General features: G+C 32.1%; 16 protein-coding genes. 3 read left to right on the forward strand and 13 right to left on the reverse strand.

The window, feature by feature from the left end; all coding sequences use genetic code 11:
* Nucleotides 1–788 precede the first annotated feature (788 nt).
* Nucleotides 789–1,859 carry a proline iminopeptidase-family hydrolase gene (locus FG167_RS15550; protein ID WP_203459131.1) on the reverse strand — a complete coding sequence of 357 codons (1,071 nt, stop codon included), beginning with the start codon at nucleotides 1,857–1,859 and terminating at the stop codon, nucleotides 789–791.
* A gap of 122 nt (nucleotides 1,860–1,981) precedes the next feature.
* Here FG167_RS15550 and FG167_RS15555 point away from each other — a divergent pair, with 122 nt between their 5' ends.
* Nucleotides 1,982–3,889, forward strand: coding sequence for a DUF294 nucleotidyltransferase-like domain-containing protein (locus FG167_RS15555; RefSeq protein WP_203459132.1), 1,908 nt, complete (start codon nucleotides 1,982–1,984; stop codon nucleotides 3,887–3,889).
* Complete coding sequence (locus tag FG167_RS15560; protein WP_203459133.1) at nucleotides 3,890–4,525, forward strand: PolC-type DNA polymerase III; 636 nt, start codon at nucleotides 3,890–3,892, stop codon at nucleotides 4,523–4,525.
* A 2,148-nt stretch (nucleotides 4,526–6,673) separates the two neighbouring features.
* On the opposite strand, the gene FG167_RS15565 is transcribed toward FG167_RS15560, so the two are convergent.
* The 4 genes from FG167_RS15565 to FG167_RS15580 form a co-directional block, all read right to left on the reverse strand.
* The gene (locus FG167_RS15565) at nucleotides 6,674–7,480 is read right to left on the reverse strand and encodes an NYN domain-containing protein (protein ID WP_203459134.1); all 807 of its coding nucleotides are present in this window, start codon (nucleotides 7,478–7,480) and stop codon (nucleotides 6,674–6,676) included.
* 501 nt (nucleotides 7,481–7,981) lie between these two features.
* The gene (locus tag FG167_RS15570) at nucleotides 7,982–8,647 is read right to left on the reverse strand and encodes a response regulator transcription factor (protein WP_203459135.1); all 666 of its coding nucleotides are present in this window, start codon (nucleotides 8,645–8,647) and stop codon (nucleotides 7,982–7,984) included.
* Between the two features lie 3 nt (nucleotides 8,648–8,650).
* Nucleotides 8,651–10,204 carry a tetratricopeptide repeat protein gene (locus tag FG167_RS15575; protein ID WP_203459136.1) on the reverse strand — a complete coding sequence of 518 codons (1,554 nt, stop codon included), beginning with the start codon at nucleotides 10,202–10,204 and terminating at the stop codon, nucleotides 8,651–8,653.
* Between the two features lie 110 nt (nucleotides 10,205–10,314).
* Nucleotides 10,315–10,503, reverse strand: a complete 189-nt coding sequence (locus tag FG167_RS15580; RefSeq protein ID WP_203459137.1) for a hypothetical protein — start codon at nucleotides 10,501–10,503, stop codon at nucleotides 10,315–10,317.
* Between the two features lie 344 nt (nucleotides 10,504–10,847).
* On the opposite strand from FG167_RS15580, the gene FG167_RS15585 reads away from it, so the two are divergent.
* Entirely contained in the window at nucleotides 10,848–11,549 is a 702-nt protein-coding gene (locus FG167_RS15585; protein ID WP_203459138.1) for a hypothetical protein, read from the forward strand.
* A 271-nt stretch (nucleotides 11,550–11,820) separates the two neighbouring features.
* Here FG167_RS15585 and FG167_RS15590 read toward each other — a convergent pair whose 3' ends face one another.
* From FG167_RS15590 to FG167_RS15625, 8 genes are all read right to left on the reverse strand, one after another.
* Entirely contained in the window at nucleotides 11,821–12,555 is a 735-nt protein-coding gene (locus tag FG167_RS15590) for an acyl-CoA desaturase (RefSeq protein WP_203459139.1), read from the reverse strand.
* Between the two features lie 58 nt (nucleotides 12,556–12,613).
* Nucleotides 12,614–13,186 (reverse strand): Crp/Fnr family transcriptional regulator, encoded by a 573-nt coding sequence (locus tag FG167_RS15595; protein WP_203459140.1) that lies wholly within the window; start codon nucleotides 13,184–13,186, stop codon nucleotides 12,614–12,616.
* 93 nt (nucleotides 13,187–13,279) lie between these two features.
* Nucleotides 13,280–13,465: a CsbD family protein gene (locus FG167_RS15600; protein ID WP_055443241.1), complete on the reverse strand. Its 186-nt coding sequence runs from the start codon at nucleotides 13,463–13,465 to the stop codon at nucleotides 13,280–13,282.
* A 119-nt stretch (nucleotides 13,466–13,584) separates the two neighbouring features.
* Complete coding sequence (locus FG167_RS15605) at nucleotides 13,585–14,145, reverse strand: YceI family protein (RefSeq protein ID WP_203459141.1); 561 nt, start codon at nucleotides 14,143–14,145, stop codon at nucleotides 13,585–13,587.
* Between the two features lie 97 nt (nucleotides 14,146–14,242).
* Nucleotides 14,243–14,824, reverse strand: a complete 582-nt coding sequence (locus FG167_RS15610; RefSeq protein ID WP_203459142.1) for a Crp/Fnr family transcriptional regulator — start codon at nucleotides 14,822–14,824, stop codon at nucleotides 14,243–14,245.
* Between the two features lie 137 nt (nucleotides 14,825–14,961).
* Nucleotides 14,962–17,205, reverse strand: coding sequence for a P-loop NTPase fold protein (locus FG167_RS15615; RefSeq protein ID WP_203459143.1), 2,244 nt, complete (start codon nucleotides 17,203–17,205; stop codon nucleotides 14,962–14,964).
* A gap of 17 nt (nucleotides 17,206–17,222) precedes the next feature.
* A complete protein-coding gene (locus tag FG167_RS15620; RefSeq protein WP_203459144.1) occupies nucleotides 17,223–22,535 on the reverse strand; it encodes a CHAT domain-containing protein in 5,313 nt (1,770 codons plus the stop codon).
* A gap of 285 nt (nucleotides 22,536–22,820) precedes the next feature.
* Complete coding sequence (locus FG167_RS15625; RefSeq protein ID WP_203459145.1) at nucleotides 22,821–24,533, reverse strand: serine hydrolase; 1,713 nt, start codon at nucleotides 24,531–24,533, stop codon at nucleotides 22,821–22,823.
* Between the last annotated feature and the right edge of the window lie 42 nt (nucleotides 24,534–24,575).

Consider the following 24,575-nt stretch of genomic DNA (forward strand, 5'->3'; position numbering starts at 1 on the left):
TGATTTTAACTTAAAACTTTAACAATTGCTCATTATTTCTTAAAATCGTTCATTCCGATGTTGTCCGAATTTCAAGTAGCATCAAATTCTAAGATGTATTTACAGCGTCATTACAATTACAAACATATTCGTTTATGGCTCCTTCCTTTAGTTAAAGGAAGGTGGTTTTTGTTGTAACAAAAATCGGATGGTTTGTAGAGAAAGGCGAAGCTCTTTTAATAAAACTTTTCTTTTTTCTTTACGTTTATTTTGCCTTGATACAAAACGAACCAAACCTGCCTGTCGGCAGGCAGGAAATCAGTATCAAAAGTAGGAAATTACTAAAGTACCATTCGCTGATACATTAATAATCATCCTTTTTTGGTGTATATATTTTCAATTCTTGATTTTAACTTAAAACATTAAGAATTGCTCATTATTTCTTAAAATCGTTGATTCCGACGTTGTCCGAATTTCAAGTAGCATCAAATTCTAAGATGTATTTACAGCGTCATTACAATTACAAACATATTCGTTTATGGCTCCTTCCTTTAGTTAAAGGAAGGTGGTTTTTGTTGTAACAAAAATCGGATGGTTTGCAGAGAAAGGCGAAGCTCTTTTATAAACTCGGCTTTCTTCAAATTCCAAAAAAATTCCCTCAAACTTAAAACACAAATTAAACCTTGCTGTCACATCGAGTGATGCTAAGGCATGAAGCACTGTATCGAGAAGCATCTATAAACACAAACCTGTTCTCGATACATTTCTCCTTTCGTCGAAACACTCGAACTGACAAAAGTCTTTATTCCTTAAAAACTCCCCGAATCCACATCTTTAATAAAATCAATCAGTCCTTTAAAAAATACTTTCTGATCATCAAATTGCGAAAGATGACTTCCGTTAGGGCAAAGTAAAAAGCGTCCGTTTTGTACTTCAGTACTTATCCATTTCATGTGTTCTGGATCCATAGTATCATGCGTTGCACCAATAGTTAATGTTGGAATTTTAATTTCTTTCAATCGATCGGTAACATCCCAATTTTTCAGGGTTGCATCTCCTTTTATTCCGAATTCACTTGGTCCTTGCATAGTCACATATACCTCCGGATTTAAATGCTTAAAGCCTCTATTTATTGGTTCTGGCCACTCGGAAACAGGCATTCGAATCACGTGTTCTGTATAGTAATTATTGACAATCAATTCCATGTACCGCGGATTGGTATAATCTTCTTTGTCTTCATAACTCATAATCTCTTTTAAAACTTCTGGATCCATTTTTGGAGCAAGTACTTCGTCACTATATTTTTGATATTCTGGAATAGAAGCCACCATATTCGAAATAATTAATCCTTTTAAATTTTCTTGGTATTTCAAAGCATATTGCATCCCAAGAATTCCTCCCCAAGATTGTCCGTATAAATAAAAATTGTCTTTATCTAAACCTAAAGCAATTCGTACTTGCTCTACTTCTTCCACAAAACGATCTGAATCCCAAAGGCTTAAATCTTTTGGTTGATCACTGTAATACGATCCTAGTTGGTCGTAATAATAGTATTCTATATTTTCCTGCGGAAAGTAACCATCAAAGCATTCATAAATCTCATGTGTCATTCCTGGTCCGCCATGTAATAAAAGCACTTTCATGGTCGGATTATTACCAACACGCTTAGTCCATACTTTAAATTCCCCTTTTGGTGTTGTAATCGGAATCATTTTAATGCCGCCTAAAAATTGATCGTCCTTTTGAGGTACTAGATAGTTTTCAGCGGAACTATTTGTTGCTTCGTATTCTAAATGTCCAGCATGTTCTTGTGTATGCTCTTTTTTACAGTTCAAACAGCATACACTTAATACGACTAGTACTATTATTTTGATTTTCATAAAACGGAAGGATTTAGAATACTAAGTTAAAGAAATAAATCCTCATTTAATAACTATAGTATTTTAGCAACAATATGATAATTATCAGAATATTACCGCTTCTTTTTCTATAACTTAGTAGCATGAAGAATACTATTGCAGAACGTATTTTAGATTTCTTAAAAGGCTTTCCTCCTTTTGATGCCTTGACGCATGAGCAATTATTTAATATTGCCACCCAAGTTAAAGTGCATTATATAGAAAAAGACAACTATATTTTTAAGCAAAATGAAGATTTACACGATTCGTTTTACGTGGTAAAAGATGGCGCTATTGGTATTTATAGAGGAAATAGCTTGGTAGATGAATGTGATGAAGGCGATATTTTTGGCCTGCGTGCTTTAATTCGGAAAGATCAATATTTGCTAGATGCCAAAGCCATTGAAGAAAGTATTGTATACAGTATGTCTTCTAAAGTTTTAGAAGATATTATTATTACCAACCCAAAAGCGAATCAGTTTTTAATTGCCAGTTTTGCTACTAATACCCGCAATCCGTATTCGGAAGAAGACAAAGGAACCCTATTTGCTAACGAAAGTTTTTTACAACCCAATACCAATAGTTTTACCGAAGTACAATCTGCAAACTTCTCTAAAAACCCAATTGTTTGCCAAGCACATACTATTATAAAAGAAGCTTGTTTAGTGATGAGTGCACGCAAAGTAGGTTCGATTATTATTACCGAAAACAAGCAGCCAATAGGTATTATTACCGACAAAGATTTACGTAATAAAATAGCAACAGGATTACACACTATAAGCGAAGAAGTAGAAAGTATTATGTCGGCTCCTGTGATTACGTTTCCGCCAACCATAACCGTTGCCGAGGCTCAAATAGCCATGCTAAAAAATGAAATTTCTCATTTATGTATTACTACAGATGGCACGCCAAATTCGGAATTGATTGGCATTTTATCTGAGCATGATATTATTGTAATGCATGGCAATAATCCTTCCGTATTAATTAAAGAAATCAAGCGTGCAACCTCAGCCGAATCTTTAAAATTCATAAGAGAAAAAGCACAAGAACTACTTAAAAATTATATTGAACAGCATATACCTATTTCGTTTATCGCTAATATTATTTCAGCAATTAACGATGCCATTACAAAACGTATTATTCTATTAAGTATTACCGAAATACAAGAAGAACCTCCTGTAACTTTTGCTTGGCTGGCTATTGGTAGCCAAGGTAGAAAAGAGCAATTATTACTAACAGATCAAGACAATGCGCTAGTATTTGAAGATGTTTCCGAAGATAAAAAAGAAGCAACCACTTCCTATTTTTTAAAATTAGCAAAAGGGATTAACAATAAGCTAAATACGGTTGGTTTTGAACTTTGTCCAGCCAATATGATGGCTAGTAATCCCAAATGGTGTTTATCGGTTACCGAATGGAAAGCCCAATTTAAAAATTGGATTACCCATCCAGACCAAGATAAAATCATGCTTTGCAATATCTTTTTTGACTACGATTTGGTATATGGAAATCATGACCTGGTGAATGAGATGTCCACGAGTATTTTTGAAGCTATTGACAGCTATGAAATTTTCTTAAATTTCATGGGTCGTGATGCTCTAAAGAACCCAGCACCTTTAAGCTTTTTTAGAAATTTTTTAGTAGAAGATTCTGGCGAACATAAAGATCAGTTTGATATTAAAGCACGTGCTATTATGCCACTTGTAGATGCTGCACGACTGCTCGTTTTATCGCATAACACAAAAGACGTCAACAGTACAATTGAACGTTTTAAAAAACTTGCCGAGATAGAACCGCAAACCAAAGATTTATACGAATCTTGTATTAGTGCTTTTCGCATTTTATTGCGCTTTAGAACACAACAAGGTTTGAAAAATAACGATTCTGGGAGATTTATAGATTTGAATAGCCTGAGCAAAGCCGACAGACTAAAACTTAAAGGTTGTTTTAAACCCATAAAGGATATTCAAGATTTATTGAAAGTCCGTTTTAAACTCTCTCAATTATTATAAATGAATTGGTTTAAACGCAAAACATATCCAGACTTTTATAACGCTTACGCGGAAAGTTTTAAAGGCAAAAACAACCCTTTAGAAACTACACGATTTGTTGTTTTTGATACCGAAACTACAGGGTTAAATCCAAACGAAGATCTTATTTTATCTATTGGAACAGTAACCATACAAAACTTCAGTATAAACGTTTCCGATAGCTTGGAATGCTATGTGCAACAAGAACATTTTAATGCGGATACGGTAAAAATTCATGGTATTTTAAAAGCAGGATCTATTCGTAAAATAGAAGAAACGGAAGCCATAAAGTTATTCTTAAAACATATTGAAGGTGCTGTTTTGGTAGCACACCATATCGCTTTTGATGTGACTATGATTAACCAAGCTTTAAAACGAATGGATTTACCAAAACTTAAAAATAAACTAGTAGATACAGGGCTACTTTACAAAAAAACGAAATACGTAAAAGACCATACACATTATAGTTTAGATCAACTTTGCAATACTTTTAATATTACGATGCATGATAGGCATACTGCTTCTGGTGACGCGTATTTAACTGCTGTTTTATTTTTAAAGTTTGCTGCTTTATTAAAAAAGAAGAAAAATAGAGATTTGAGGTTAAGTGATTTTTAGAAGTCGTGTCTTAGTTCTCGATACAAAATTCTAAAAAAAAGAATTTCACTCGAACTGACAAGAAATAATTCAACTCAAATTGATAAATATTATACACTTCTTTTTGTCACTTCGAGTGATTTGTGAAGGATGAACAAATGGTATCGAGAAGCAATCTAACTCAAAAATTACCGATACAAAATTCTAAAAAAAAGAATTTCGTTTTGGCGCACCTTCCCTTAGCTAAAGGAAGGTGATTTGTTTGTTTTAACTAAAACCGGATGGTTTGTAGAAAAAGGAGAAGCACTTTATGATCTGTTTTTTTCTTAACATTCATTTTTCCTTGATGAAAAACGAACCAAAAAATCACGACCAAGCCAAGGAATTTTTTCAGTTAAGAAACTGAAAAACCAATTTGAAAATTCCGCGTCGAATATTGTTCTCCTGTTTTCGGAACTTTTCTTCTTTTATTCTTCGTCTTGGTGTTTCCATGCTTTGCATGGATTTCAAGTAGTATTAAACCTCAAGATATATTTACAGCTTCTAATTTAATAAAAAACATACTCGTTTTAGAGCTCCTTCCCTTAGCTAAAGGAAGGTGGTTTATGTTGCAACAAAATCAGATGGTTTGTAGAAAAAGGCGAAGCACTTTGTGATCTGTTTTTTTCTTAACATTCATTTTTCCTTGATGAAAAACGAACCAAAAAATCACGACCAAGCCAAGGAATTTTTTCAGTTAAGAAACTGAAAAACCAATTTGAAAATTCCGCGTCGAATGGTGTTCTCCTGTTTTCGGAACTTTTCTTCTTTTATTCTTCGTCTTGGTGTTTCCATGCTTTGCATGGATTTCAAGTAGTATTAAACCTCAAGATATATTTACAGCTTCTAATTTAATAAAAAACATACTCGTTTTGGAACTCCTTCCCTTAGCCAAAGGAAGGTGATTTGTTTGTTTTAACTAAAACCGGATGGTTTGTAGAAAAAGGAGAAGCACTTTATGATCTGTTTTTTTCTTAACATTCATTTTTCCTTGATGAAAAACGAACCAAAAAATCACGACCAAGCCAAGGAATTTTTTCAGTTAAGAAACTGAAAAACCAATTTGAAAATTCCGAGTCGAATGGTGTTCTCCTGTTTTCGGAACTTTTCTTCTTTTATTCTTCGTCTTGGTGTTTCCATGCTTTGCATGGATTTCAAGTAGTATTAAACCTCAAGATATATTTACAGCTTCTAATTTAATAAAAAACATACTCGTTTTAAAGCTCCTTCCCTTAGCTAAAGGAAGGTGGTTTATGTTGCAACAAAATCAGATGGTTTGTAGAAAAAGGCGAAGCACTTTGTGATCTATTTTTTTCTTAACATTCATTTTTCCTTGATGAAAAACGAACCAAAAAATCACGACCAAGCCAAGGATTTTTTTCAGTTAAGAAACTGAAAAACCAATTTGAAAATTCCGCGTCGAACGGTGTTCTCCTGTTTTCGGAACTTTTCTTCTTTTATTCTTCGTCTTGGTGTTTCCATGCTTTGCATGGATTTCAAGTAGTATTAAACCTCAAGATATATTTACAGCTTCTAATTTAATAAAAAACATACTCGTTTTAGAGCTCCTTCCCTTAGCTAAAGGAAGGTGGTTTTTGTTTTAACAAAAAACGGATGGTTTGTAGAAAAAGGCGAAGCACTTTGTGATCTGTTTTTTTCTTAACATTCATTTTTCCTTGATGAAAAACGAACCAAAAAATCACGACCAAGCCAAGGAATTTTTTCAGTTAAGAAACTGAAAAACCAATTTGAAAATTCCGCGTCGAATAGTGTTCTCCTGTTTTCGGAACTTTTCTTCTTTTATTCTTCGTCTTGGTGTTTCCATGCTTTGCATGGATTTCAAGTAGTATTAAACCTCAAGATATATTTACAGCTTCTAATTTAATAAAAAACATACTCGTTTTGTAGTTCCTTCCTTTAGCTAAAGGAAGGTGGTTTTTGTTTTAACAAAAAACGGATGGTTTGTAGAAAAAGGCGAAGCACTTTTGTTAACTCCTCTTGCTTCAAATTCTAAAAAAGAAATTACAACGGCTATATGCATTAATGAGATAGCTTCAGGTTTACTTGGTTACCTCGTAAAGCTCGCAATGACCTTACCTTTTTACTTTTCACTCATCACTTACGTCTTTTCTATCTTTTCGATTTTATTTCTTTACTTTTCACTAATACATTTTTAGGTTTTCCTCCTTTAGGTTTTTCCTCTTTAATCTTCACATAAATAAGTTTCGAACGTCCTCTTGCATCTTCGCGTCTTTCTATTTCAAAGTTGCTAATCGATTTAATTAAAGGCGTTAATTTTTGAAATCCGTAATTTCTAGAATCAAAATTAGGTTGTTTCTTTTGTAGCAAACTACCAACGTCACCAAGAAAAGCCCAACCATCATCGTCTGCAACATCATCTATAGTTGCAGCTATAAACTTGATCTCTTTTTGTGTTATTTTATCGTATTTATTTTCTTTACTAGCAGACTTTTCGCTAGACGATTCCGATTCACTTTCTTCAGATTGGTTTTTAAGAATTTCTATATATATGAATTTATCACAAGCCACAATAAAAGGGTTTGGCGTTTTCTTTTCACCAATACCAAATACTTGCATTCCTGCTTCACGTAATCTTGTCGCTAAACGTGTAAAATCGCTATCACTAGAAACCAAACAAAATCCATCTACTTTTCCAGAATACAAAACATCCATAGCATCAATAATCATGGCAGAATCTGTGGCATTTTTACCTGTTGTATAGCCATATTGTTGAATTGGTGTAATGGCATTTTCTAACAATACATTTTTCCATTTAGACAAATGCGGTTTGGTCCAATCGCCATAAATACGTTTAATGGTAGGATTACCATATTTAGCAATCTCCTCCATCATTTCTTTTACATAGGCTGAAGGAATATTATCGCCATCTATTAGTACTGCAAGTTTAATATCCATAAATTTTGTGCTTTTTATTAATCCGTATAAAGATAATAGCATTATATAAAAAAACCACTCTAAATGAAGTGGTTTTATATGTGTTATCTAAAGTTCTTATTTTCTAGCTGCCTTTTTTGCTAATTTTGCAGCTTTTTTTTCTTTAGGAGTCAATGTAGCTTCCTTCTTTACGTTTTTTTTTGAATCTTGTGATTTAGCCATGATTATATATTTTTAGATTTTTCTTTTAAATTATAGTTTAAATGTAGTAAAAAAAATTCAATTCTACTTCCTACTATTTCTCTAAAAACTTAAGTTCTTTTTGTATTTCTTTAAATATCCATTTCACGAAACTAAAGACCTCCCTAAAAATAATATCCTTTCTAACTGTAAACAAAAAAAAAGGTAACCATTACTGATTACCTCTTTATTTCCCTAATATGCTGATTGAAATAATAAGCACGCAATTTTAAGAAAAGAATTACCATACGCATTACTGTTTTCCGCAATCTGATATTATTTTTATATCAATCCTAAATCCTTAACAATTGCTATTAAGTGAATCGCGTTGTTAGCTTTAAATTGAATGCGTAATTTATTAAGACGTTTTTCTATAGAACTTAAACTACTTGGTGTTATATTTTTAGATTTTAGGTGTGCACTTATTTCATCTTGTGATAAACCATTAGAAAGTAGCTTTACTAACTCGATATCATAATCTTCTATTTCTAAATTGGATTTTGCACTTAACGCTGAAGCTACTTGCAGAGATACATATTGCTCATTATTACTTACTGCGCTTATGGCTTCACCAAGTTCTATTAAACCTCTTCTTCCTTTACATACATAAGCATTGGTTTTATGTGTCCCCATTAAGCTTCTTACTCTTTGTAAACGATCTTCTACGGAATAGACTATTATTTTTAATTCGGGATATTCTTGTTTTAATCTGATTACTAATTCTTCACCAGAACGAAACTGTTGCTCTCTATGATCTGTCACAAAAGATAAATCGGTTATTAATAAATCAAAAGGAACCTTATCTAAAACTGCCTTTTTAATCTTTAAATACGCATCATCACAATATTGTACTTGCTGAACATTATTTATGGACATGCTATCTAAGACCGACAAAACACCTTGATTGATGCTTCCAAGGTCATCGGAAACTAAAACTTTATGAAACATATTTTAAATTATAAGATTTACTTTAAAACCATTATTAGTACTAGAATCAAAAGTAATAGTTCCATTTATAGTTTCCATACGGTTTTCCGTATTCTGCAAACCATTATATTTTTTTAGTGTACAGCCTACACCATTATCTTTATAATTGATGCTTATTTTATTATTCACATTTTTAAATACAAGCACAACGATACTCGCTTGGCTATGCTTTTTCATATTGGTCATAAGTTCCTGTAACACGCGATAGATTGCTATCTTTTTAATAGCGGATAAAGATTGCCATTCTATGGTAGCAATACCTTTTGTTAAAACATTTACAGTATTACTTTTATAACTAAGGAGTAAATCTGTAATTCCGTCTTCAAAGTTCTCCTCCATATTAACAGCACTACTTTCTTTAGAAATGTCTCTGGTTTTATCATAAATATCTTCTAAATCATCTAATACATCTTCATTAATATCCATCTTGCCTTGTAGTTTTGTCATAACTTGATAAATATCATTAGCAACCTCATCATGTACTTTTTTAGAAATTCTAGTTTCCGTTTTATACACCTGCAATACTTTATCCTTTTTATGTTGTGCCTTTAAAACAAAAAACAAAAATGTTCCTAAAAGGAAGATTATTAAAGCTATAAATCGATATTGCTGTTTTTTTGTTTTCTCTTTTTGCGATTTTAATTCCATGTTACTAACATCGTATTTTAATAAAGCATATTTATTTTCGCTAAGTTTTGTTAAGGTATTTAAACTATCATTAAGGTATACAAACTTTTTCGCTTCAGAATAATCTCCTAATTCAATAAGTCTTTTTCCCGCATCTAATTTATAAGATATACTATTTATTACAGTAGCCAAATTATAAGCTTTCAAAGCATAATTATGAGCTTTTACGGAGTCTTTTTCACTGCTAAAATACAGTGCTAAATTTTTATAACTGGCATACAAACTTGAATTCGATTTTGTTTTGGTTTTAAGCGATAAAGCCTGCATTAAATAGGATAACGACTCTTCTTTTTTACCTAGTTTAAGTTGTATTAATCCTAAATTATCTAAAACTCTAGCTCTTTCCAAGGTATCCTTTACCTGATCAAACATTTCAACCGCTTGAAGTAATAGTTTTTCCGCTTCTTTAAATTGTTTTTGGCTTTTTAAAATATTAGAAATATTATTATATATCACCAAACTATCTATTGATTTTTCTGTTAAAACCAATGCCTCATTATACATTTTAATCGCTTCAGAATAGATTTTTTTCTCTTTATATATTTGACCCAAATGATTATACAAAACCTTTCTTACACCTTTATTATAATCGCTTTCCTCTAATTCGTTAAGTATAGATAGTGCTTTAACGGAAGAGCTTTCACTTTCATTATAAAACCCCGTTTTAAATTCTATTCTCGATATATATAATAAATCAGAAACTACCCTATCTTTTCTACCAATTCTTAAAGAAGTTGCCATATCCTTTTTAAAAAATTGATACGCTTTTTTTAAAGCATCCGAAGATTTGCTTTCACTAATTTTGTTTGCATAATACAACGTACTATCCATTTTATGCTGAGAGAATCCCTTTTTACACACGAATAGAATAGTACAAAAAAGAAAAAAGAGGAATGATTTTTTTAAAAATTTCATTCCTCTAAAGTAGTAACTAATTTTAGTTAATTACTTGATTTAATTGTTTTTCCTTCGGGCGGTGGTGGTGGTGGTGGTGGTGGTTCTAAATCACCATCCTCTCCACAACATTCTCCTGTTGAAGATGGTACCTGCTCTTGCATACTAGTTGGTGTGCAAGAAAATAAACCTACATTGAGGAAAACCGTAAAGAGAATTACATATATTTTTTTCATTTTGTTATCTTTAAAAGTTAGACATACCTGTTGCTGTCCGAGATCCTACTCAGATGCTTTATTGCATAGCAATACAGGACATTATTAAAGAGACGTCTCTCTTTTTAGGAAGTTTGAAGTGTAGAAGTAAAACAGTTCTTGTTACTTCCTAAATGGCAATACCATTTTACTTTACAACTCCATTTTAGATTAGATATATTTCGTAAACCATATTACGTCTATGGCATATATCGATTCTGAAGCAAATAAAAGATAGATTTAAAAGAAGATTAGTGACAGCGTAATGACATCTGTTTGACATTATACTGACACAAAACCAAACCGCTATTAACCAGTTATTTAAAATGAAAATAATAGAACAAAATAAAATTAAAAATGAAGAATTAATTGAAAAATTAATGGGCTTAGTATTTAAAAAAGTAGAGGAAGATTCTGGAGCAACTACTGGCTATGCAATTTCAAAATATTTGTACCATGCTATAGATGAAAAAATAACGGAAAGAACATTATTACGATATTATGATAGTTATATATTAAAAAAAGAAGGTAAAAAAAACAAGCCGAATGCCTTTAACCTAGATATGCTTAGTTCGTATGTAGGTTTTGAAAATTTTGCAGGTTTTTTGAAACAAAATAAAACTGCGAATAAAAAGGAATCTGTAAGCTTCCATAAAAAGTTAAGCCTTATCGGTTCTACAATTATAGTTTCTTGTATTGGCTATATTACTTATGATAGCACAAAAGAAAATTGCATGATTTGGGTAGATAACACACATTATGAAAAAGTGTCTTGTGAAGAAAAAGGAGATTTAGAATCCGTTTTAAAAGACATGTATGTTTTAGAAAATTTTAAACGAATAAACCCAGACTCCACTTATGCCTTTTTTAAAATAGATGGAAAGGAAAATTTATGGTACGGAAAAAACAGTAAAGGCGATTTAGAGTATTTTACTAGTTTTGGAAAACATCCCATTACGGATGGCACTTTGAAAAAAATAACTCCGTATATGATAAAAAACCACATTTGGAAGAATTATAAAAACTAATAATTATTTAAGACTTACCGTTTTTAGAAACAAAAAAAGCAACCTTTAATGGTTGCTTTTTTTGTTTCTGCATTAGGGATTGAACGGTTTGTTTGAGCTCCTCGCAGAGAGCGAGTAGTGAAAGCCCGACGTTTTGCCTTTTTTGGCAAAAGGTAATGCCCAACTTCTCGATACAATTTGTTCATTCCTCACAAATCACTGCGCTTCTCGATACAATTTGCTCGTTCCTCGCAAATCACTCGAAGTGACATCAAATAAGTAAATAGTTTTTTTAACTAGTAGCCTTTTTCAATTTAATGAAATGTAGTTTATCTAGTACAACCATGATGCAATAGGTAGGATCAATTTCGTGCCATTTTATCCCAAAATTTGCACGTCCGCTATGCGAATGATGGTTATTGTGGTAGCCTTCTCCCATCATTAAAAAATCGACAGGTAAAAGGTTTTTTGAAGTATCTGAAACTTCGAAGTTTCTATAGCCATAGATATGTGCGAACCAGTTAATAATTACCCCATGAATGGGTGCCATTAAATAGGCTACTGGTAATAATAGCCATTGCCACCAAGCGGTTGCAAATACAGCAAAAAATGCAGTGTATAAAACAACCCAAACTAATCGAGATACTCTGGAGCTTGCAAATTTATCGAAGGATTCCCATTGCGGAACGTTTTTGGTAAACTTATCTGCTACAGCAATTCTTTTTTGATTGATATCTTGATAGATGTTTTTGGTACGCCACATCATGGTAAATACATTGGCGTCATATTTTGGAGAATGCGGATCTTTTTCGGTGTCTGCATAGGCATGATGCATTCTATGCATAACTCCGTAACCATAAGCACTTAAATAATTGGAACCTTGAAATAGCCAAGTTAGAAAAAAGCATACACGCTCTGCAAACTTAGACATGGTAAAGGTTTGGTGTGCTGCATAACGATGTAAAAAGAAGGTTTGAAAAAACAAACCAGTATACCATAAAATGGCAATAAATATAAGAATAGTCATAATGTTTACTTTGTATGTAAAGGTCTGAATATACTATGGAAATTACAATGAACCTAGGTTAAGAAATTCGTTTTCTAATTCGGCTTAATGCTTGTGCGGTTACACCAATATAAGAAGCGATATATTTTAAAGGAACCTCTTTAATTAAGTTTGGTCGTTCTGTGAAAAGCTTGAGGTAACGCTCTTCGGCAGTTTCATTTAAAAGAGATTGTTCGCGTTTCGATTTTATAAGGAATAAACGTTCGGAAGACATACGACCAATGACATTACCAACAAAGCTTTTTTGATATACTTCTTGAAGATCTTGATACGAAATACTCCAAATAGAAAGATTGGTTAATGCTTCAATTTGGTATAAAGAAGGTTCATGTGTTAAAAAAGAATCGTAAGCACTAATGAATTCATTTTCAAAACAAAAACCAAAGGTAATTTCTTTTTCTTTTTCTTCTTTAGGAATTAAAAAACGAGCAATTCCAGATTCTATAAAAGAGATATAATTCTCTACTTGACCAACCTCAACAAGTTTGTCTTTTTTCTTGAATTCACGTTTTATTAGTTTAGAAGAAAACAACTGCCAATCTGCATCGTTTACAGTAATGGTTTCTTCTATGTAGGCTCTAATATTTTTCATATTTCTTTGTTACTTACAAATAACGTTATTTTATATAAAAAAAGCATCCTTATTGTAGTAATAAGGATGCTTTTTTAAGGTGATAATTTAAGTCTACCAGTTTTCTATTTCGCTTTTAATCTCCGCTTTTGTTTTACCGTATTTTTCTTGGATCTTTCCTGCTAGTTTATCCAAATCGCCTTCCGCTTCTGTATACTCGTCATCGGTAAGCTTTCCGTATTTGCTTTTAAAATCACCTTTTATCTGTTTCCATTTTCCTTTAAATTGATCTGCATTCATTGTATTGTGTGTTTTAAATTAATAATACTACAAATATAATGCGGGAAGAAAGTACATCTTATTGCAATCCATTTAAGGATTAACGCATTTACTATAATGCTAAAGAAAAATAGTTAGATTTAGAATTGTAAATCTGCTACAAGATCAAATTCATCATAAATTGCTTTGTCTTTTAGACCATCAAAAAAGCTAGCAGAACCATATTTTACATCAAATTTTGTTCTATCTACTTTTAATGTTGCTGTTGCTTTGCTTCCGTAAACAGATACATTTACAGTTACCGGATTTGTTTTTCCTTTAATTGTTAAATCTCCAGTAACGGCATACGAGTTCTTTCCTGTTACTGCTACTTTGGTAAATACTAAATTTGCGGTTGCAAAGTTACTTACTCCAAAAAAGTCATCCGATTTTAAATGTCCGTCTAATTTCTCTTTGTATTCTCCTTCCAGATCGGTACTGCTAATGGTTGTCATGTCTATAACAAAAGATCCACCTGTTAATACTTCGTCTTTAAAAGTTAAGGTTCCAGATTGTAAGTTTATCGTTCCTTCATGAGAACCTGTTACTTTGTAGCCTTTCCAAACCACTTTACTATCTGCAGTATTAATCTCTTTGTTTTGCGCTATTATAGCGGTTGAAAATGTTGCAAATGTTATAATTGCTGTTAAAATTGTTTTCATCTTTTTATGTTTTTATATGAATACAGCAAAGATCGAACAACAATAGGAAAGAAAAGTTGACCTAGTTTATTAAATGATGTTAATGTAGATTAACATTTTATTGGAAAGCGATTTGACTTTTAATTTTACTTAAAAATTCTTTGGTAATCCCTAAATAGGAAGCGACCATATATTGCGGAATACGTTGTTCAATCTCTGGATAACTATCTTTAAAAATGAGATATCGCTCTTTTGCAGACATACTAAAATTTCGGACTATTCTTTTTTGGGAAGCAACAAATGCTTTTTCTATTGTTTTACGAAAGAGACGTTCTAGCTTAGGAATCTTAGCGTACGTTTCTTCCATGTTATTATGAGAAAACACAATACATTCGGTATCTTCTATACATTGTACATTAAAATCGGAAGGCGTTTGAGAAATGAAACTTCCAAGGTCGGAAGACCACCAATCTTCAACCGCAAACATAAGAATATGTTCTTGACCATCGGTATCTACATAAAACATTTTGGTGCAACCAGATACCACAAAACAAACCGATTTATTAATATCGCCTTGTTGTAAAATATACTGTCCTTTTAAATATTTTCTAGACGCAACCTGACTGGTTAAAAAAGTTATTTCTTCGTCTGTTAAAGTTACTATTTTATTTATATAATTTAAAAGTGGTTGAATATTCATTATGCTGTTTTGATTGCTTAACAAATATAAAAGAAAACCTAGGAGTAAGAAACTCTTGCGCTTTTTTTCAATAAAAGAAAGAGGTGGCTTACTTGCGTTTGCTAACTTGGGATTGCTAACTTGAATATTGTTTATAATTATCCGTTTTGTAAACCAGAAAACACTTTTATATCATCAACAACAAGCTTTCCTCCTTTTGAATTATTTTGATCGTGCACCAATTTTTTCCAAAGAGAATCGTTAGTTATTCCTTCATTCCATTTTTCATCATCCATAATATCTCCAGAAATCACATGTAAATTATGCTCTATCCAATCGGTAAAAACGGGATATTTATTTTGAAGAATTATCCATCTAAATAGTTTATCTCTATTAAAAGATTTTCCTTCGGCAATGAGTATATTTCTATAAATATTATATTGATTAGCAAGACGTTTAATCCCTCTTGGATTGGTATCTAACAAATCGAAATGCTCTTGCAATACATGATGTACATCTTGATTATCTTTGTCTAAAATTTCTAGAGTAATATCTGTTGCATCTTCTTCGTTTAGATCGTATTTTTCTTTAAACTCTTTTACAACGGAAGGCGAAGAATAATCTGCTGTTTTATATTCTTTTTGAATTTCTTGTATTATGGAAGCTTTTCTTTCTGGATTAATGCTTTCTACTTTGTTTTCGTTATTCGCGTTTATTTGTAGAATATATTTCCAATATTCTTTTTTAATATCTCCCGAAACATTAGGCAATCTTAAGGTTAGCTGAAACGCTTTTTCTAAAAATAAATAGCCTAGTTTTTGTGTTGGCTCTTTTACGACTGCATTATAATTTTGGTAATGATTTTCAAAGCAGGTGCTAATCCAATGTTTATCTCCAGCAACCACATACAAAACTTGCTTGTCTCTAAAAAGGGTTTGAATTCCCTCTAATAATTCTACCGTAAATTTATCATTACAGCGATCTAAATCGTCTATAAAAATTGCTGTTTTGAATCCGCAGGCATCTATATCTTTAATCAAGGATTGAAAGTGGTTTTTTATTTTTTGCATGGGATCTGCCGCCTTTTCTAAAAAGGTTTTTGCAGCTTCTGGAGAGGATACAAAAAAGGGCTTGCTTAAAAAACTAGCGAGTGTATAAAAAAGGCCTATTACAGAACTTATTGCTACAATAGTATCGAATACGGTTTTTAAACTAGCTTCGTTTTCTGTATTTGTGAATAGTCCAAGTTGCATTAAAAAATGAAACACTTGCTCTTGAAATATTAAGATAGAAACCGAAAATATAATGACCAACAAAATGATAATAAACCTAGAAAACCCTCGATATTTAATGAGCCTTCTTAATCGTTCTTTTATCCATAAATATGGTTTTTTATACCATGGTATTTTTCTAGCAGCTTGTCTGTATATTTGATCTAGAAATGGCCACCAGGGCGGTGTAATATGTTGGTTTTGCCAAGCATTAAAATGAATTACTATCCATTTGTTCTCCTTAGAATCTAAGTTTTTTTCTATTAAATTTAAAAATGTAGATTTCCCATCTCCCCAAGCGCCTTGCAAATGTACCATAAAGGCAAAATTGGATTTCTCTTCGCCCTCATTATTAATTTTTGTTTTAAAGATTTGGTTGTTTAAAAGACGAGTTAAGGATTTTGCAATGGGCTCTCTGTTTAATCGATCTACATCATCGACTAAATCTAAATGAAAAGGAATTTTATCGGTACCAGTTGTGTCTTTTTCTTCTGGTGTTTCTTCTGCTGGTTCTTCTGAAAAAGCCTCAGAAGATTCTGATGCAAATGAAGAAGTTTGTTCTCTAGAACTTCTTTTGGTAGCTGCTTCAAAATCACTGGTATTTCTTTCAAATTTTCCTCTAGGCTTTGCTTTGCGTTTTATGTTTTCGGAAGCACTTTCTGTTTCACCAAGTAATTCTTCCTCTGAAAACGCTACATATTCAGATGCATCAATGGTATGACTTGCTGCCAAATTAAGAATATCTACCTTATCCAATAAGGTTGCAAAAGCATGGCGCTCCATTCTTCCGAAGGCAAGTTTGGATGTAAATAGGCTTCTAAATTCCCGAGTAATTTCATTTCTAAAAACTAGAATATACCGTATTTCAAAAGCCTTATAATAATCGAATAGAAAATTAATTTTACTTGTTACATTTTCTAAAATTTCATTTCCTTCCGTATCCAAATCCATTATATCTGGATATATATCTATATAAAAATGTTTCCGTTCATCTACTAAAGTAAAAGTCGGTTTTTCACTTTTCCTTTTCACAGCAGCAAGTCCAGAATGTAACCTCAGTTTATATTCTTTTTCTAGTAGCACTTGCACTAGCGCACTATATTTATTGTTTTCGGATACTATTTCGACCATTTTTTTAATGGATTAGACTAAATAACAAGCTTTCCTATTTCTGTTTTAATTTGCTCTAACTGCTCTCTTATTACAGCATCTTTAATATGACTTAGTAAGAAATCTATTTGAATGATTTCATAATGAATAAATTTAGGACTATACAGCAATGTGAATACGTGTTTAAATCTATCTATTACCTGAAGTTCTATATCTGGCTTAAAATTACTTTTTAGGAGTATTAAACCATAACTAGCTTCCGCCATACCAATAAGCACAGAGATGTCTAAATCTGTTTTATCATAATCTTCTAATTCATTATAAAAATCTAGAAGATAGCTTTCTACATCTACAATGTTTTCGAATGCCTTACTCTTATTCATTCTATCTAATAGTTTCTCTTGTCCTAATTGCTCCAGAATATGACCAATAAAAATCAAATTAGACATGGCATCTAGCGAGCTACCATGATACCGATCAACTGCTGCTTTATAGGAATGTTCATAAAGATGAAATGCTTTTTCTAAATAGTTAACTTGCTCTGTTTTCTTATTAAAATGAGTGGAAGCTAACTTATATGCATTCGCGACAATATTTAGTCTTGTTGGATTTTTACCAACGAGTATTAAGAATTCTATTTCGTTTAAATCCTCCTGCATATTCTCTGCTGTTAGATTATTTGTTTTAATAATGCAATATTGCTCCAAAGCTTCAATAGAGAAATTACCACTTGTGTACAAAAACAAGTCTTTAAATTTTTGAAGTGCAATTTCACTTTTTCCTAATTCATTATAAACTAATGCTTCTTTTTCTAACACTTTTGCATCTAACAGATTCGCTTCTTCTACTTTTAGTAAGTATCCTTCTAATTTTTTAAGCGCCTTATTGGTATTGTATTTTCTATCTCGAATAGCAATTAGTAAATTGTCTAAATCGGTATAAATTTGCGAAGGAATAATATACTCTAGTTCATCCTTCATGGATTTCTTTCTGTTATTAAATCTGTAAAACTGATTTCCGTAACATTGATAAGCGCCCCAAGTACTAGATCTTTGGTGATTTTGATAACAAGCTAATCTTGCTTTCTGCACAGAGGTTCCAAAGTCATAACCTTCAAACATTCTTTTATAAAACACTTCTGAAAACGTTCTTGCGGCAGCATCATCTACAGCCCAACCAGAAATAACAATAGCCTTCACTCCCATTTCTATTAATTGAGTACCAATATTGGCTGCCAATAAATATCTGTTTTTTGTAAATCTTTCGTCCTCTACATCTATCACTCCAGAATAGCAACAATTAATAAAAACGAAATCTGGAACGTATCCTATTTGTTTTATCATCGCTGGGTCTATAGTAATACCATCTCCTATTGCAATACCTATATTATCGTTTTCTACATCATACAAACCATGACCAGAAAAATGAAGAATCTTATATTTTCTATTAAACATTTCCATCATAATAGTTTTTGCATTACTATTTATAAAGGAATATGCTTTAAACCCATTATGAATCAATTGACTGTTTAGCCACTCTGCCTCTTCTTTAGCTGCGGATAATTGCGGCAGACTATCGCTATGGTAATTAGGATCACCAACAACAAAGACATTATTATTATTTAATGCTACTTCTACATAATCGTCGGAATTATCAATAACTAATTGTCTAATAAAACTAGAAGTTACAGAAGCTGGAGTATCATCTGTTTCCGAATCATGTAATAGCTCCCAAGGTATTTCGGCAGCAGCCTTATCCAATTTGATAATCATATTGGTTTGATTTCTGAAGATATCTTTAAAGTCATTAGGAATTAGCATTTCAAAGAGTGTCTTAGACAACGATTTATCCCAGAAAGATTGATACGAATTCTCTTTTAATAAATACTTAATTTTATTCATACCAATGCCAATCATCTCTTTTTCAATTCGAGCCAATCCGTTAGATGAAAAGTATTTAAATCCGTCTATAACTTGTTTTTTATTTGCATCTTTTATAGGTTTAATAACACTACTAATATGAAGATTGTACCACCAATTGTATTGGTTTTCGGTAAACATTTGTTTTTTCTTAGCACCAGATCTAGAGATAATTCCTTTGGTTAAATTAAAAGAAATTCTATTATCATTATCCTTATCCTTTAGTCTACTCAAACTAAAATACGCCTGACTAGCTGTGGACTCATAGTAGTTTACGATTTCTAAATTTTTAATCGGTTTTAAGCCTTCGCCACGTTCATTAATGTATGTATTTGCTGCTGAAAGGCCTAATAAGATTCCCTTGACAGAATCTTCGATAGGTAGTTTACCATAACCAATACCGATTAGGATCACCGAAATGCCGTTAGCATAACGTTTTGCTTGAGGTAATGTATAATTATCCCGCATAAACATGGCGTATTTTAAAGCCGCTAACTTTACTGTTTTTGCTAGCAAGAAAGTAGTTAACTCACTGTTATCTCCTAGTCCGCAAACAACCGCTCCTTTAGGCTGCGTTTTTAAATTAAAGAATACTTCGCTCTCTCCTATTCTTCCTGGATAATAACCAATATCCATACGCTGTGACAAACGATTGTTTAAATATCCATCTAAAGCTTTTTCTGCACTTAAAATTAAATCCATGAAAAAGTGACCAACCATTACCGGATAAGAAGACACTTTTAAGTCGCCATTAACTACAGTAACATTAATACGTTCGGTTTCTATTTCGGATACTGTTTCACATCCAAAAACAGCGTTTACCACATCATCTTCATTGTAAAGTGGTTCTGCATACTCGTACGATTCACCAATAATTTCACCACTTCTAGAAATAGGTTCTTGTGTTTTTAATCTATTGGTACTCCCTGTTTCTATGATGTCTTTAATACCTTCAAAAATATAGGTTTCATTTGCTAAATCGCCATGAGACGTATTCGAATAATATAGATTTTTAGATCCTTTTAATTGTTTCGGAATTCCGGTTTGCCACGTTACACTACCGTCTCCATTAGAAGTTGTTTTATATACTAGCTGATCAAATTTTGAAAAAAGTTTATCTTTAAACTTATAATCAAATACGGTTTTATCCGCTTTTCCGCAGATATAATATACATTTTCAAAAAATCGATTATCACTCTCTACACCATCTAAAAAGGTGATAATTTCCTCTCTAAATATCTGAAAAGTATTTAAGGATTTCTTATTGGTGTTCACCGAAGGAATATGTTTTAAGTTTGCTTCTTTGTCTAAGGCTTCCCAAAAATCGGTTTCCCAGAACGCTCTTTTTCCTTGTTTTTCTATCGGAAGTAATTCAAACACACCAGGGAATTTCCAGAATACTTTCAACAAATCCTTTCTGTTATTTTTAAAATCAATGGCAGCCAATTGTTTTACACGTTTACTATGCCCTGTTAGCACTTCCATAATAAGATAAGAACCCAGCCAAGGTGTCCCCAACATTAAAAACTTATTACTTTTATTTTTAGAAAACTTTTTCCAAATGTCTGGATGAGAGATCATACATTGACGTACTACTAATCCTCCCATGGAATGTGCAACGATGCTTATATTTACATTTTCGGCTACCAAATCGTTGATAATATCTGCTAATTCTTGTGCTGCTGGAGCAACCGATTTTCGCCAATCAAATTCTAAAGTAAAAACATCATAATCGGAAGAAAAATATTCCGCTATTTTTAAGTAAAACTTCTTAATAACTCCTGAAGCAGCAACTTTAGTAGCGTTTATATTTAAGTCGTTTGGTATTGCTCCTTTATTAAGGTTTCGCATATTCACCCATTGCTCTTCGTCATTACTACTTAGGCTAGAACCCATTATTCCTGGAACTATAATAACGACATCTCTAGTGATGGATTTTGGCTTTAATGAAAATCCTTCCATAGAGAATAAATCCAACACAATACCACGACTACCTTCTGTTTGAATAATTTTCTTATAGTTAATTACAGGGTTTTCACTTGTACATGTTATGGCTTCCATAATGGCACTTTGTGAATTTAAATTTGAAAAATACCTGAAATGATTCGTATCTCCTCCTTTGGATATATATTCAAAAACACCATTTTTTCGTACTATACCATGCACCATTCTTTCGGTATCGACTACCAAATCATTTGGCGCTTGATAAAATAAATTAGCAAGAATGACTTTTAGCGAGTCAAAATTAATTCCGGAGACATCCGAATCTCCCGAAATAACATATAAATCATTCATTACAAAAGTATCTGCAGCATTCATCATTTTTTGAAAGGACGATTCTGGCATCATACTGTTTAATCCTGGTAATACTTCTGGATTTTCTTTCTGACTGATTAATTCTAGTAAAAAAGATTTCACCACATTATACATCGGATTACTAACACCAAATGCTAAAGACACCGCGTTAAGTAATAGATTAAAAAAGTGATCAATTCTTCTGGATAAAATAGTGGTTCCACTTGCGGGAGAAGCTACTCTAATTACCTTATCAATTTTAAGCCGTTTAGAGGTTGCTATTTCATTAATCTTCAACATTAAATTATAAGATGCTTTATCTTCTTTTTTAAGGATACTTAGCTCATTCTCACTAAATCCTATTTGCGATGTATAATTTCTATAATCGCATTTGGCAAGTATATCTGCAACCAAACCACCTCTAGAATGACTAATAATATCGATACTACATTCGTCTGGACAATTATTCAGAAAATCTAATGCATTTTGTAACGGACTAATAGATAAGGTATAATGTTCTAATGCAATGATGTTATCGTTATAATAATCTTGCATCTCTTGCCAAGATTCACTAGTTTTTATGCTACTAAAAGCATCTATAGTTGTAGATAACGTACCATGTATTAAAAGCAAGTATTTACTTTCTGCCATACCTTTTAATGGAGTTAACCTAAATGCACTATCTACATTATACAATCCTGGAAATGGTTGTATTTTTTTATCATAGGTCTTGGCCAATGCACTCATAGATACTTTAGCAAGATCTTTATTGGGACTAAAAACACTGAACAATTTTACTAAGGCTCTACTGATTAACCCTCTAGATTGATCTTGACTTGAAATTTGTGTTTCGAATAGATAATCGGTATCATTAACCGATCTTTTTTCTAATGTTTCTGGATCATATATCTCTTGAATATCTTCTGCATAACCAATCCACTCGGTATTATCAGAAAACTGAATAGACAGTATATCTTCGTCTTCAATATCTATGATTATTGCCTTATTCTCTGATCTTGTAGAAGAAACTTCAATGATGGTTTTTAATTGAAATTTAGAATTCAGGTATGCAGGTAAGATGGTATCTGTATTGTCTAATTTTATTTCGTTTCCGTATAATTTCGCTTTTTTTGTCATTCTATTTAATTTACAAGGTTAAAAAACGCATCGTCTTTACACAGATAAATAACGATCTGAATAGACAATAAGATTAAAATGCTATTAATTAAATAGGGATTGTAAAAGCCTTAAAATTAAGACCTTATAAAAATACGAAAAATAAAGTTTAAATTATAAATGATTTTATATTACCTCATAAAATCTTTTAAGGAATACAGAAAATAGCAAATAAACTTAAATATAAATTAAAAAAAAACGCAACCAATATGGTTGCGTTTTAAAATTATAATAGTACAAGTTTTACTATTCTATTTTTTTACCAGGAACTACTTGTCCGCCTTGGTATAAAGTCATACTCGTTATTTCACCAGCTTCATCTGCATTAAAAACAACGCTAGCTTCTACAACTTTAAAATAAAATTTATTTACTTCTGAAGCAAAAATTGGAAACTGTGGTTGCCCAGTTGCTTGCGCAAATAACTCATTCTCCTTTCTTGAAATAGTAACTATAAAGTTTGGCGCTAATTCGTATTTACCCACATAGGTATCTAAAACCTCGGGAGCGACATCTACATTTTTTACTGCAGCGGTAACACCTAAGCTTTCTAATACTTCCATTCCAACAGCATTAGCAGGATTAAGTTCTACAGACTTACCATAGTTCTTCTTAGCCAAAGTAGAATCTCCCATTTTTAAGTACGCTTCACCTAGTGAATCATAAGGATTGGAAGCATTTGGAAACATTTCTACATTCAATTTAAAAATGGCTAAAGCGATATCATTTTTATCTTTATTAAGATAACTATACCCTAAACTGTTTAACTCTCCTTCAGCAAAATTAAAATTACCATCTGCTGCTGCTTTAGACTTTCTATATAAAGCAATTCCGCTTTCAATACCGTTAGCTTCAATTTCATTTTCAACCTTTACAGCTATTGATTTTTTAGGCATTTCTAATACTGTAGTATCACCCAATAATTTAAATCCGATGGCATTTATGTTTTCTTGCGTATTTGTTAATACGACCACCCCTTTATTGGTTCCTTTTAAAAATCCTGCAAACGAAATATAACCACCAGTACCTCCATTGTGCCAAACTACAGTATCGTCTAATCCGTAATGCCAAGCCATTCCCATGGAGAAATCTTGCGCTTCATTTTTATACGCAACTTCATGCGTCATTTTCATGGCTTCATACATTGGTGAAGGAGTCATGCCCATATTGGCTTTTAAATACTTAACCATATCACTCGCTGTAGATCGAATGGCACCTGCTCCTGCTAATGCAGGAAGATCCCAATTCTCCACTTCCACACCTTTTGCATGTCCTTTAGCTAAATGGGCTTTCATATTATCTGTAAATACCACACGTGTATCCTTCATGTCATATTCATTTGCAATACGTTCGACTAATAAATCTTCAAAACTCTTATCATTTATTAATTCTAAAATATGGCCTAACATTCCCATTCCAAAATTAGAATACTCATATAGAGAACCAATATCTCGAGTTAATTCGACATGAGACATAAATTCATAAGCCATGGGAATCGTATAATCTGCATACGGATTATTTGGGTTACTTGGGTTAAAATTATCTGGCATTCTTGGTAATCCCGAAGAATGCGTAGCGATATCTTTTACTGTAATTACCCTATTGTTTCGTGTTGGTACTGTTACTCCTTCAGGGAAAAATTTCTGAATAGGATCGGATAATTTCATATTTCCTTTTAGCACTTCATCTGCAACCATAATAGTTGTAAATGTTTTAGAAATAGAACCGATTTCAAAAACGGAATTTTCATCTACATCCGATCCGTTTTCTAAAGCTGTTTTTCCATAATTGAAATATTCAACTTTATCACCATCTACAACGCCAACAACGATTCCTACATTAATATGGTTATCAACTCTTGCTTTAATATGGTCTTTGACTTCCGTAGAAATTAGAGCATTTTGTGCTTGTACTGAAAACCCAATAAAAATAAGGCTAAATCCAAATAATAGTTTTTTCATAATGGCGTTTGTTTTTAGTGTTTCATATTGATTATCTATTTG

Source organism: Lacinutrix sp. WUR7, assembly GCF_016864015.1.
GTDB lineage: Bacteria > Bacteroidota > Bacteroidia > Flavobacteriales > Flavobacteriaceae > Oceanihabitans.